Annotated in this window: 12 protein-coding genes; 5 read left to right on the top strand and 7 right to left on the bottom strand. The window is 66.3% G+C overall.

Annotated elements, in window-relative coordinates; translation table 11 throughout:
- The first annotated feature begins 153 nt into the window (after window positions 1-153).
- From GX414_12975 to GX414_12960, 4 genes are all read left to right on the top strand, one after another.
- Window positions 154-888, top strand: coding sequence for a tetratricopeptide repeat protein (locus tag GX414_12975; GenBank protein NLI48012.1), 735 nt, complete (start codon window positions 154-156; stop codon window positions 886-888).
- A gap of 75 nt (window positions 889-963) precedes the next feature.
- Complete coding sequence (selD, locus tag GX414_12970) at window positions 964-1,941, top strand: selenide, water dikinase SelD (protein NLI48011.1); 978 nt, start codon at window positions 964-966, stop codon at window positions 1,939-1,941.
- Between the two features lie 44 nt (window positions 1,942-1,985).
- The gene (locus GX414_12965; protein NLI48010.1) at window positions 1,986-3,998 is read left to right on the top strand and encodes a glycoside hydrolase family 127 protein; all 2,013 of its coding nucleotides are present in this window, start codon (window positions 1,986-1,988) and stop codon (window positions 3,996-3,998) included.
- Window positions 3,999-4,084: 86 nt separating this feature from the next.
- A complete protein-coding gene (locus tag GX414_12960) occupies window positions 4,085-4,612 on the top strand; it encodes a DUF4136 domain-containing protein (GenBank protein NLI48009.1) in 528 nt (175 codons plus the stop codon).
- Between the two features lie 171 nt (window positions 4,613-4,783).
- Here GX414_12960 and GX414_12955 read toward each other — a convergent pair whose 3' ends face one another.
- Window positions 4,784-5,479: an outer membrane beta-barrel protein gene (locus GX414_12955; protein NLI48008.1), complete on the bottom strand. Its 696-nt coding sequence runs from the start codon at window positions 5,477-5,479 to the stop codon at window positions 4,784-4,786.
- Window positions 5,480-5,797: 318 nt separating this feature from the next.
- Between GX414_12955 and GX414_12950 the strand changes: the two genes are divergently transcribed.
- A complete protein-coding gene (locus GX414_12950) occupies window positions 5,798-6,643 on the top strand; it encodes a hypothetical protein (GenBank protein ID NLI48007.1) in 846 nt (281 codons plus the stop codon).
- On the opposite strand, the gene GX414_12945 is transcribed toward GX414_12950, so the two are convergent.
- From GX414_12945 to GX414_12920, 6 genes are all read right to left on the bottom strand, one after another.
- Entirely contained in the window at window positions 6,630-7,682 is a 1,053-nt protein-coding gene (locus GX414_12945; protein ID NLI48006.1) for a hypothetical protein, read from the bottom strand. The two genes, GX414_12950 and GX414_12945, sit on opposite strands and share 14 nt — an antisense overlap.
- 45 nt (window positions 7,683-7,727) lie before the next feature.
- Entirely contained in the window at window positions 7,728-8,513 is a 786-nt protein-coding gene (locus tag GX414_12940; protein NLI48005.1) for a sigma-70 family RNA polymerase sigma factor, read from the bottom strand.
- Window positions 8,513-9,238 (bottom strand): DNA/RNA nuclease SfsA, encoded by a 726-nt coding sequence (gene sfsA, locus GX414_12935; protein NLI48004.1) that lies wholly within the window; start codon window positions 9,236-9,238, stop codon window positions 8,513-8,515. Before sfsA ends, GX414_12940 begins: the two co-directional genes overlap by 1 nt.
- A 7-nt stretch (window positions 9,239-9,245) precedes the next feature.
- Window positions 9,246-10,154, bottom strand: a complete 909-nt coding sequence (locus tag GX414_12930) for a DUF362 domain-containing protein (GenBank protein ID NLI48003.1) — start codon at window positions 10,152-10,154, stop codon at window positions 9,246-9,248.
- Complete coding sequence (locus tag GX414_12925) at window positions 10,151-11,101, bottom strand: hypothetical protein (protein NLI48002.1); 951 nt, start codon at window positions 11,099-11,101, stop codon at window positions 10,151-10,153. Before GX414_12925 ends, GX414_12930 begins: the two co-directional genes overlap by 4 nt.
- Window positions 11,102-11,195: 94 nt before the next feature.
- Window positions 11,196-12,761 carry a hypothetical protein gene (locus GX414_12920; GenBank protein ID NLI48001.1) on the bottom strand — a complete coding sequence of 522 codons (1,566 nt, stop codon included), beginning with the start codon at window positions 12,759-12,761 and terminating at the stop codon, window positions 11,196-11,198.
- Window positions 12,762-12,792 lie beyond the last annotated feature (31 nt).

Here is a 12,792-nt window from a genome sequence, read left to right as displayed (position 1 = left end):
GGACCGTGTCGGCCGCCCGCGCCACGCGCCCGGTATAGATGCAGATTCCCGAGCGCCGTGTTCATGCCGCCGGATCCGGCGGCGTCGCTTTCAGGTGAACATTGCCGACCCCCGTCGTATAATAGGAACAATTCCCATATCGGGAGGTTCGCCATGTCCAGAAACGGAGTTCGTGTCCTGGCCCTCGTCGTGACACTTCTTGTCGCCACCGGCAGCCTGGCCGCGCAGGCGCCGGAAGCCGCCGAACAGGCGCCGCAGCTGGAGAAGGCCAAGGTCAAAATCGCCCTCAAGCAGTACGACCAGGCTGTCAACGCCCTTCTCAAGGCCATGCAGGAGGATCCCAAGAATCCCGAGATCCCCAATTTTTTGGGCGTCGTTTTTTTGCAAACGGGGAATTTCGACGCCGCCCGTTCCTACTTCAAACGCTCCATCCGCATGGACAAGAATTACGCCCGGGCCTACAACAACCTGGCGGCCATCTACCACGTCCGCAAACAGTATAAGTCCGCGATCAAGCAGTACAAGAAAGCCGTCGAGAAGGATCCGCAGTTCCTGCTCGCCTACTTCAACCTGGCCAACGCGTACTTTGCGCAGAAGAAATATCTTCAGGCGGTGGACACGATGCACAAGCTGGTCCAGATCGATCCAGAATACCTGATGAAGGACCGCGGCGGCCTGGAGATCGGCTCGCTGGACATCGATGCCGCCAAGCGGAATTTCTATTACGCCAAACTGTACGCGCAGGTCAACGACCTGGAGAAGGTGGTCCACTTCCTGAAGCTGGCCGTGGACAGCGGCTTCAAAGACTTCAAGGAACTCAGGGAGGATCCGGACTTCGCGCCCTTCCTCCCGGACTCGCGCATCCAGGCGCTGATGACCCAACCTTGAACCGGAGGCACAACCCGAGTGAACGAACGTGTCCGCCTGACCCAGCTGGTCCGCTGCGCCGGTTGAGCGTCCAAAATGAGCCCGGCGGAGCTGGGCTTGGCGCTGGCCGGTATGCCGACCTTTCATGACCCCCGCCTGCTGGTGGGATACGAGACGTCCGACGACGCCGCGGTGTACGAAATTGCCGACGGGCTCCTGCTGGTATCCACCGTCGATTTCTTCACACCGGTAGTGGATGATCCCTACTTGTTTGGCAAGATCGCGGTAGCAAACGCACTGTCGGACGTCTATGCCATGGGTGCGACCCCCGTGACCGCGCTCAACGTCGCCGCATTTCCTAAAAAACTGGGCATGGCATTGCTGGGCGAGATCTTCCGCGGCGGCGCCGAGAAGGCGGCCGAGGCCGGCATCGCCATCGCCGGTGGTCACACCATCGACGACCCCGAGCCGAAGTACGGATTGGCGGTGACTGGCGTGGTCCAGCGGGCCGACCTCCGGCTCAACCGCGGCGCCCGGCCCGGCGACATCCTGATCCTGACCAAACCGCTGGGTATCGGCGTCCTGACCACCGCCCTCAAAAACGACGACCTGTCCGAAGCGGATCTCGCCCCGGCCGTCGCCGCCATGGAGCAGCTCAACGCCGCCGCGGCCCGGATCATGCTGCGGCACGAGTGCCACGCCGTCACGGACATCACCGGGTTCGGCTTTCTGGGCCACTTGTGGGAAATGTGCGCAGCCAGCGGGACGGGCGCGGTGATCGCGGCGGACGCCGTGCCCGCCTTTCCCGCCGCACTGGAGCTGGCGCGGGCGTGGAAGATGCCCGGCGGCAGCGTGGCCAACATGGAATACCTGCAGCCGCACGTGACGGTAGACGGTCCCGTGGACGAGGGCGTGGTCAACGTGCTGTACGACGCCCAGACGTCGGGCGGGCTGCTCCTGGCGGTCGCGCCCGCGAGTGCTGCGCCGCTGCTCACGGAGCTGCTTCCCGATTATCCGTGGAGCCGACGCGTCGGCGAGATCACCGCCGGCGGCGCCATTGTCATCCGGCCGTAACGCTGCCGGCGCCACCGGCCGCCATTATCCGGAGTGAAGCGACCATGAAACAGCTGCTGGTGCTGGCTGTCACCCTGATCCTGCCCGCGGCCGTCGTGGCCGCCGGCCCGGACTACCCCATCGTGCCGGTCCCGTTCACCGCGGTGCAGCTGGCGCCGGGATTCTGGCAACCGCGTCTGGAGACTAACCGCACCGTCACGGTCCCCTTCGCGTTGCAAAAGTGCCAGGACACCGGCCGGATCGACAATTTCGCCGTGGCCGGCAAGCTCCAGGCCGGTACATTCAAGGGGCTGCGCTACGACGACTCCGACGTCTACAAGACCATCGAGGCCGCGGCCTACACCCTGGCCCAGCACCCCGATCCGGCGCTGGCGGCCCGGCTCGACGGCATCATCGCCAAAATCGCCGCGGCGCAGGAGCCGGACGGCTATCTGTACACCATGCGGACCATCCTCGGCGCCGCCGTCCCCGCAAACGCCGGCGCCGAGCGGTGGTCCAACCTGCGCGACAGCCATGAGCTGTACAATGTCGGCCATATGTACGAGGCCGCCGTCGCTCACCACCAGGCCACGGGCCGGCGGACCCTGCTCGACGTCGCTCTCAGGAACGCGGACTTCCTGCTGACCACGTTCGGCGAAGGGAAGCGGATTGCCGTACCCGGCCACCAGGAGATCGAACTCGGTCTGGTGAAGCTCTATCGGACCACCGGCCGGCGCGCGTACCTGGACCTGGCCCGCTTCTTCCTGGACATGCGCGGGCGGGCCGACCGGCGGCCGCTCTACGTCTACGACTGGCTCCCATCGCCGTACAACCGGTACTACGCCCAGGATTTCGCCCCGGTGACCGCGCAGACCGAGGCGGTGGGGCACGCCGTCCGGGCCGGCTACATGTACGCCGGCATGACCGACCTCACCGCCCTGACCGGCGATGCTGCGTACCGGCGGGCCGTCGACACCCTCTGGCGAAACGTCGTGGGGCGGAAGATGTACCTCACCGGCGGCGTGGGCGCCTCCGAGTCAGGCGAGGACTTCGGGGAAAATTTCGACCTGCCCAACGCCACGGCCTACAATGAAACCTGCGCGGCGATCGCCCAGATCTTCTGGCATTACCGGCTGTTCCTCCTGACGGGTGACGGCCGCTATCTGGACGTGCTGGAGCGGATTCTGTACAACGGATTCCTGTCGGGGGTCAGCCTGTCCGGTGATCGCTTCTTTTATCCGAACCCCCTGGCCAGCGACGGACGGACGGCTTTCAACGAAGGAGGCGCCACCCGCGTTCCTTGGTTCCAGTGCGCCTGCTGCCCGCCCAATATCGCCCGCCTCATGGCATCCTTGCCGGGTTACGTGTACGCTCAAACCGGCCGCACCGTCTACGTGAACCAGTTCGTCAACGGGACGGCCCGGCTGTCAGTGGACGGCGTCGCACTGCGGCTCACCCAGCAGTCTGACTATCCGTGGCAGGGAGACATCCGGATTCGAGTGGAGCCAGACGCCGCAGCCACGTTCACCCTACGGGTGCGCGTCCCCGGCTGGGCCCGGCACGAGGCGATCCCCGGCGGCCTGTACCGGTTTCTGGACCGGCGGCTGGACGCCGTCACGCTGGTCGTCAACGGCCGTCCCGTACCGGTGAAGCCGGAGCGCGGCTTCGCGGTCATCGCGCGCCATTGGCAGCCGGGGGACACGGTGACACTGCACCTGCCGCTGCCGGTGCGCACGGTGGGCGCACGCGACGACGTGGCGGCCAACCGGGGCCGGATCGCGTTCCAGCGCGGCCCCATCGTCTTCTGCGCCGAGGGGGTCGATAACGCCAACCGGGTGCTGGATCTGGCGATCCCGCTGCGCGACGAATCTCGGGCCGATTTTGACTACACGTTCCGGAGCGACCTCCTGGGCGGAGTCGGGCTGCTCACGGGGACCGCCCGACGCCGGGGGGCGGAGCAGCGCGAGCGGATCACCCTGGTGCCGTATTACGCCTGGTCCCACCGCGGCGCCGGTGAGATGACCGTCTGGTTTCCGGCGGAAGTGCCGGTGCGGCCCCCGCGGCCCCTCGCCGAGTGAAGTTGGTGCATCATCCGCTGCTGATGCATTTTTACAGAAATCGGCTACAATGAGAGACAGAGGAACGATCGGGCAGGAGTCGATCCATGAAACTGGCGTTTTCGCTGATTCTCGCCGTGAGTGTGTTGGCCGTGTCAATCGGGGCTCAAAAAATCAAGATCGAGTATGACAGCGCGGTCGACTTCACCCGACTGCAATCCTTTGCCTGGCGGGTGCCGGTCGAAGGCCAGGGTCCCATCCCCGGAACCAACTCGGAGCAGCTGGACGCGCGGATCAAGAGCGCGGTGAACGACGAGCTCGGCAAGAAGGGCATGACCCTCAAGGATGCCACAGCCGGCGCGGATGCGATCCTCGCCTATTACATGATGGTGGATTTCAAATCCAGCGCACAGTCGGTCGATCCGGGCAGCCCGACGTCCAACACCAAATTTGAGCAGGTGTGGGTGACCGACGAGCTCCGGGGCACGCTGGTGATGGAGATGTTCAGCGCTCAGACCGGCCACCGGATCTGGCACGCTGCAGGCGGCATCAAGGTCAATCCCAAAAAGCAGGAAAAGAACGTGAAGCATATCGTCGGAAAGATGTTCAAGCACTACCCCCCGAAGGCCCGCTGACCCGACACGGTCCGCCAATGAAATGCGAAACGCCCGGCTTCATCGCCGGGCGTTTCGTTTGTTCCGCTCTGCAGCACCGACAGGCGGCCGGTCACAAACGGCCGCAATTCCTTCATGCACTCACCGCCGGGGCCTCCGGCTGCTGCGCCTGAGGACCCGAGAATCGCCCGCTCAGAACCGGAGGATCATGCCGGCGCTGAGTTCAAACTGGTGGGCGTACTTGGCTTCACCGTATTCCCAACACCCCCAGTACGGGTGGCACCAGATTCCTTCCGTCTCCGAATAAATATAGGTGGGCGTCCACCGCGCCATGAGCCGGGCGCCGAGGTGCTCGTTGAAGTACAGTTTGACGCCGCCGCCGAAGGTGCTGGAGAACTTGGTTTCACCGTCGATCTCGACATCCTGGTAGTTTCCCGGGGCAAACTGGGTGGCGCCCACGCCGACGTAGACAAACGGGCGCACCGCGCTGTCGCCGTCTAGAAACTGGACGGTGAAGACGCCGTGATAGTTGCGCACCTTCATGTCGGCGATCTCCTCCCTGCCGCCGCCCACGAAGCCGATCTCGAGCGCGCTGTCTTGCTCGGAAAACTGGAAGCCGACTCCGAATTGCTGCTCACGGCCGAAGAAATAATCGGCGGCCAGGCCGTAACTGAATCCGCTCACGGGGGTCACTTCGTCGATGAATTCGTCCGGATTGAACTCGTCGGGCACGATTTCCACCCCGGTGCTGAACGTGTAGCCGACGAACGGCGTGATTTCGAACGATCCGCCTTTTTTGGTCCGACCGTAGCGTTGGGCCAGAGCGTCACCGGCGAAGGCCGACAGCACGATCACCCACACCACTAGCAGCAGCAATGTCCGTTTCATGACGGCTCTCCTTGAATGTAAAGATTTTGGACGCAGCATCTCGTTTGATGTCCATATTATCAAATCCGTTCAGATGCCTGCAATCGCAAAGATCCCCGCCCGCACAGATCGCATGCGTCCGAAAACCTGCCTGGGGCGAGACAATCTGTGAGGTGTACGGTCGGTCACGCACCCGGCTGCGCGGGCGCTGCGCGCGGAATCGTCGCCAAGAATTCCGGACGGCCGATTCGGGTTCCGCAACTCGAGTTGTCAGGCTGTCCGCGTTCTGTCACAATAGGGTTGACGGCGACGAATGGGCGATGTACGGGAGGAACCTGGATGAATCTGGACGAACTGATCGAACCCGCCGAGAGGTTGTGGGATTTTTTCGTCACGTCATTTCATGCCGCCGACATTGCGGATCCGCTGATCTCCTTCGACACGGAAACCGAACCCGCACAGGTGCACACCGCCATGGTCAGCCGCGGCCAGGACGTTGCCGGCATCCGCGAGGGCGGCCTGGTGACCCGATACCGACGGCGTGATGGGGACACCCCGGGCGACCGCGGCGATGCGCTGCCCATCCGGCCCGAACAGGTGGTCCATGGCGAAACCCCGCTGCACCTGGTGATCGGCCGGCTGGCGGACGAGCCGTTCCTCTTCGTCCGGACCCTCGGTGAGGTTAACGGCGTCATCCACCCGGCCGGGATCGAAAAACCGCCTGGCCGGATGTGGTTGTTCGGGATGGTCACGCTGCTGGACATGCGGGCCACGGTGGCCATCGACCTGGTCTATGCGAACCAGCCGTGGCGGGAGCATCTGGCCCCCGGCCGTCTGGCCAAGGCCGAAGCGCTTCGTGCCGAGCGACTGCGGCGGGGGCACCCCTGCCGGCTCGAGGAGTGTCTGCAGCTGTCCGACAAAGTCCAGCTGCTGGCCCGTAACGGCCACTTCTGCTCAGTCACCCAGGTGGAATCCCGCCGCCAGTTCAAGGTCCGGGTAAAGGAGCTCGAATCCCTGCGCAACAATCTGGCACACGCCCAGGATCTGGTCCCCCACGACTGGCCCATCATCGTGACGCTGGCCACCGACCTGGACCGCATGTTGCTGCGACCGCGGTTGCAAACGTTGAGAGACGAGATAATCGCCGCCCCCGACCCGCGCGGACCGGCCGTCACCAACCCATGATTTCATCGGCGCCGAGCAGCCAGACACCCCGCCACTCCGGATTGTAACCCGCGGCACCCTGCAGCCGCCCCACCTCGTCCGGCGTCGCACGTCGCACCGGCCAGTGCCCCAACCGGCCGCAGATTCCTTCTTCGATCAGCACGCCCTCGACCAGGAAGAATCCGCGACCCAGCCAGTTGAGCCGCGGACTGTCCGGCCGCCGCGCCTGGCACCAAGCCGCCAGGCGGCTCACCGGGTCGCCGGCGGGCCGGCCCTTGGACCGCTCCGCCTCGTTCAGCCCCAGACGCACCGCCCCCGTGGCCGATCCGCCCTCCGCCTGGGGCGCGCTAGCCGCCTTGGCGGCCGGGGCGTCCTGGGCGATCTCCGTCCGCGCATAGTCCATTTCCTCACGGGTGCCGGCTTCTTTCGCCACCTGCTTGTCGACGACGTCCTTTCGTTCCCGCATCTCGACAGCCGGGGGAGGCGCCGGCGCCACGCCCAGCGTCAGCTCGGGGGCATAGCCAGGCTCCGGCGCCGCCGGGCCGGATGACGGCGGCGGTTCCGCCGGCACGCCGATCCGCTCCGCCTTGCGGCGGGAGGGTTCCGGCTGGACCGATTGCTTCTCTTCGTCCTTTACGTCTGCGGACGAGGTGGCCTGGCGCTCCAACTGTGCCGGCGGCGGCGTCACCGGCACCGGAGGAACCCCGGCCTGATCCGGCCCCCGCAGTCCGCCGATTCCGCCCAGGTAGAGCAAACCGGCCAGCACCAGCGCCGCCGCCACCGTGGCCGCCGGACGCCACGCCGCCGACCAGACGCCTGCCCCCGTGCGATGGAACAGGGGGTGCGTTGCGCCGGACAGCCGGCGGAGCACGAGCGTCTGTTCCAGGCAGGCCGGGCAGCGGGCCACGTGCCGCGCCACCCGGCGGCGCGCCCCGCCTCCCATCGGCTCGCCGGCGGCGAACATGGCCAGCTCCTCGTCGCCGACGCAGCCGTCGCCGCCGCGGCGGCCGAAGCCGCCGAGTACCAGACGCCAAAACTGTTCGGACGTTCGTTTACTCATACACCCTATAGACGCACCCCGGGCGTCGGACTTGCACGCCGGAGCTCAATCCGGCAGCAGCGACCGGCGCAGTTTTTCCAGCCGCCCCGCCAGGTAGCCGAGGCAGCGCTCCATGAAATCAGCCACATCAGCCGCCGTCCAGCCCTTGTCGCGGCGCAGGAACCGGTCCATGCGCCGCTGCAGCTCATCGACGATGGCGGCGTTCCACCGGCTGGCGGTGGACTCGTGCACCGCCAGCTCGGCCGCCGCCTCAGCCAGGGTCAGGCCCTGGAAGTAATACATGTTCAGGAAGGCCGCCTTGACTTGCGGCAGCGCCCGCAGCGCGCCGGCCAGACCGTCGGCCAGCTCGTTCAGAAACCTTGGGTGGAAATACTGCTCGCACTCGTTGTCCGGCGCGACTTCGGTCGCGGCGCGATCCGCTTTGTTCTCCAACGATTCCCACCGCATGTGCCGCCGGCGCCGCTGCCCGTCCAGAAACAGGTGGGCGGTCACCGCCCGCAGCCAGCCGCGGAACGAACCGCGACCCGAATAGCGGGCCATCTTGCCGCCGGCCATCAGCCCTTCGATCACCTGGGACACCAGATCATCGGCATCGGCTGGCTGACCGGTGAGCCGCCCGGCCACGTGCCGCAGGAATGAACGGTACTCCCGGAAGAACGCATCCCAGGCCGCCGGGTCCCCGGCCGCGCAGCCCGCCGCCAGGTGCAATTCCTGCAAACGCTCCGGTGACAGTTCCCGGAGCAGGAGTCCGCGGGCGCGCAGGTAGTCGCCAAACGCCGCTTCGGGATAGCGGTAGGTGGAGGGGCAGGTGCCGGGTGCGGCGTCGGACATCAGGCGGGCGCCTCTCCGTCAAAGTGGAGGTCCACCGGGATCCGCCGGTCCAGCGCCATCCCGTCCAGCGAGACACGGCACGTGTAGGCGAGGATCTCCAGCCCCTGCCGGAACCCGTGCGTCAAGGCCCGGGCGAATGCCGGATCCACGGCCCAGTGGGGACTCAGTGCGGCGGCGTCGGGCCGCTGCACGAGGAACAGCACCGTGCCGACGAAGCCCGACCGGGCGGCCGCCGCCAGCTCCTCGACATGGCGCGCCCCCCGGCGCGTCGGTGCGTCGGGAAACAACGCACGGCCGTCCCGGACCAGCGTGACCGACTTCACCTCCAAGAGCATGTCCACGCCCGCGGCCATGAGATGGAAGTCGAACCGGCTGCGGCCGTACGGCGCCTCCCGGCGTGCCACGATGTAGTCGCGGAACTCGTACAGGGCTCCCGCCCGGAGGCAGCGGTCGAGAAAGCGGTTGGGCAGCGAGGTGTCCACCGAGACCAGGACATTGTCCGTCCGGGCCAGCGCCACGGTGAACGGCGTTCGACGGCGGGCGTCCTCGGTGGGACGCAGAAAGATTTCCGCCCCGGGCGTCAAGATCTCCGTCAGCCGGCCCGGATCGTGGAGGTGGGCCGACACGGCATGGCCGTCCAGTTCCGCTTCCACCACGAACCGGTTGAGCCGGCGCAGAAAGCGGGCCGGCCGGCAGGTGAAGGGGAAGGGATAAACGAAGCCCATCGCCGGATCAGATCAACGACCCGTCGGTTGCACCCAACCGGACGAGTTCGATGCGGTCCATGGTGCTGGGGCCCAGACCAAACTTGGTATCGGCAGTGGCGATGTGCAGGGGCGGCGGGCTGATGGGCCGCTCTTCCTTGAAATACCCCAACCGCCTGGCCTGTATGATCCGGGCACCGACGCTGTCCACGGACACCGGATCGCGGCCCACCACCAGTCCGGCATACGGCCAGGTGTAGGTGGCGCTGAAGTGATGCGGCCCGATGCCGTGGAAAAGCGGGGTGAGCATCACCAGGATGTTGAGGCGGGTCTTCCCCTTGACCAACGGCAGTTGCCAGAGGGCGCCGAGGTTCTCGCAGGCATTGGGATGGTACGACCACGGGTCCGGGACGAACATGATATAGTTCTTCAGGCACGTGCCCAACCCGGACCAGTGGTGGGTGCGCGCCGTGCGGATATTGACCAGGACCGTCGCCCGCCGAAACACATTGTTTTTCAGCACGCCCCGATCGTCCACGGCGATGTCTTCCGGGGCCACGCCCGCCGCCTCCAGCCGGCGGCGGATGGCGCTCTCCAGTTCCTTCGGCGTGGGCAGGAACTGCCAGACGTTGCTCTTGATTCCCACAACGTCCTTCGGCCCGGCGATCTGCCGCCAGGCGTCCGGCGCGTTCCGGACATCCCGGACACCGAACAGGTTGCAGACAGCCTGGTCCAGCAGGGTTTCCAGTCGTTCGCTGACGATCCTGCCGCTCGCGTCGAACACGGCCGGGTCCCGCGCCAGCACCACCCGGCTCCGGGGCGTTGAGGCGGCCGGCGGCGCTCCCGGCAAGGGCAGACCCAACGTCCCGGCGGCGACCGCCAGTGCCCCGGTCCGGATCAGATCGCGACGGGTGATGGTCCAGGAAGATGGGGTCATTGTCCGCCTCCGGAAAGAGATTCCCGCAGCAGGGCCTCGGTGGTGTCGGCGTCGCTCGCTTCGAGCACCACCGCCAACCGCCGATCCGCCCGTTGCGCCCCGGCCCACCGGTCGTTCTCCAGACGGGTCGCCGCGCCGGCCTGCCCTTCGGGCAGATAGGCGGCCAGAAAATCGGTCACGGCGCGCTCCGCCTCGGTGACGGTGGCGTACTCCACCACCAGGAGCTTGGCGTCGCTCCCGCCACGCCGGTAATCGGCCAGCACGGCCGCCGTGCCGGGCCCCAGCCGCAGTAGATTCACATTGGCCAGAAAGTAGTGGGCGCTCAGGATGACGGGGTGGTGGAAATAGCGGATGCGTCCCGCGTCCAGCCCGGGCGCCGGCAGCGCGGCGAGAATGGGCGGCCGGGTCCCGGCCGGGGGGACGAGGGCGGCCGTCGCCGCCCCGAGTTGGCGCACCGCCTCCCGGACACCGTCGGCCTCGGCCTCCGCATAGATCGACGCGTAAAGCCGGCCCTGCCAGAAACACAGCCACCCCGGACGGTAGCGGGAGTCCTCGCCGATCCCCGCCGGTTCGCCGTCGAGGTCGTGAGTGAACACACCCAGGGCATCGGCCGGTGTGGCCATGACGAACAGGTCCAAGACCAGCGCCGGACCGCCCGGCCGGTTGTAACGACGCGAGAGGCAGCGCTGCATGTCAAAGGCCCGGTACACCTCGCCCGCCCCGTCAATGTAGCTGAAGATCGAGTCGGGGTCGTACTCCCGGTCGGGCGCCTCGGCCCGCCAGGCGCCCACGGTTTGGGGCAACCGGTCCCGCACCCCGGCGAGCGGATCGTCGATATCACCACTGTCGGCGGTCAGTCGGCCGCGGCCCCGCCAGACCAACAACACGGCAGCCAGAACGAGGACCAGGGCTACAACGCCCGCGGCTTGTTTGAAGGACAGATGCATATACCCACCCACCCGCAGGATTGGACGGATCGCCGGCGCGGAAACGGCAGGGGTCGAGCGGGATCATTATAGCACGCAGCCACGGAAGGCCGGCTCACTCGTCCGCGACACTCATTTGCATCGCCAGAACATAGCGGTCGTAACGGGGTTGCCAGACGATGTCCCGCCGGTAGGCATAGCCGTCCCGGAGGAAGTAGAGCGGGATCCAGACCATCTCCTCCACGCACTTGCCCATGATTTGCTGGAGCACCGCCAGGCGTTGTTCTCGGTCGGCGGTCTGGGTGCTGCGTTCGATGAGCAGGTCCATCGCCGGATTGTTGTAGCCGACCGGATTGTAAAAACCGAAATTGGGATTCCCCCGGCCCGAGTGGAAGCAGTTTTCGAAAAAATCGGAGCTATCGCCGGATATGGCCAGCCACCCGGAAACGAAGCAGTCGTATTCCCGGTTGGGCAGACTCGACAGGAAGGAATCGAACGGGATGGGCATCGGCCGGGTGCGGATCCCCACCGCCGCGAGGTGCCGGCTGCATTCCATCACCGTCTCCCGAATCCGGAAGTACTTATGGGCGGGGTAGTACAAGGGAAACTCGTGGTCGAACGGAAACCGATGCCGCTTCAGGATTTCCAGCGCTCCGGACGGATTGTACGGCGGGATGGACACCTTGTCGGCATAACCGAACACCAGCGGCGACACGAGTTGTCGCGCCGGCTCGGCCAGGTCGCTCATGGTCTGGCGGCAGAGCGTGTCCCGGTTGACGGCCATGGACACCGCCCGGCGGATCTCCGGGTGCACGAACGGATTGGGCGCACCGCCGGTCAGCGTGGGTTTGCAGGTCAGGCCAATATAGATGAGCCGGATGCCGGTCACGATATTGGTCCGGTAATCGGCCGCCGCCTGGATCTCCGGCATGACCGAGGGATCAGGGTCCTTGACAAAATCGACCTGCCCGGCCAGCAGCTGGCGCGTGCGCCGGACGTTGTCGCCGATAATCCGGAAGCGGACCGTCTCGAACAGCGGCGTGGACCGCCAGTGCCGGCGGGTGGCCCGCAGCGTGATTTCACGGTTGCGCTCGTAGCGCTCCAGCCGATAGGGTCCCGAGCCCACGGGATTGAACTGCAGGAACTCGGCGCTCTTGCTGCGGTAGAACCGCTCGGGCACGATCAGGATCTGTGCCAGCTTCGACATGAGCGGCATGTAGGGTTGGCGCGTCACCACGCGGATGGTGGTGTCGTCCAGCACCTGGAACGACTGGATGTTGACGAGGAACGGCTTGCGCGGCGAGCCGGGCAGGCTCAAGATGCGCTCGAAGCTGTACACCACGTCGCGGGCGGTGAGCCGGCTGCCGTCGTGAAACACGATGTCGGGCCGGAGATTGATGATCCAGGTGACGGGGTCCGGGTTGCGCCAGGACGCGGCCACCCAGGGAATCACTTTGAAATTGCGATCCAAGAAGACCAACGGATCAAAGAGGTGAAAGCAAATGGTGTTGGTGATCTCCTCGGAGTTGCTGTGCAGGTCCAGGTCCATTGGCCCCGTGGCCGTGGCGATGACCACTTCGGAGCGGCCGTCGAGGGTCAACCGGGAGTCATCGGAGGCGCATCCGGATACCAGCACGGCAAGCAGCAGGACGGCGGCACGCGCACGGTGGCTGCAACTCATGGGCACCTCGCGAGCATTCCGGTCGTCAAGC

The sequence above is a fragment of the Acidobacteriota bacterium genome, from assembly GCA_012517875.1.
In the GTDB taxonomy this organism is placed as follows: Bacteria; Acidobacteriota; JAAYUB01; order JAAYUB01; family JAAYUB01; genus JAAYUB01.
Note: the sequence above shows the minus strand (reverse complement) of the source record. Positions and strands in the feature narration are given on the sequence as shown.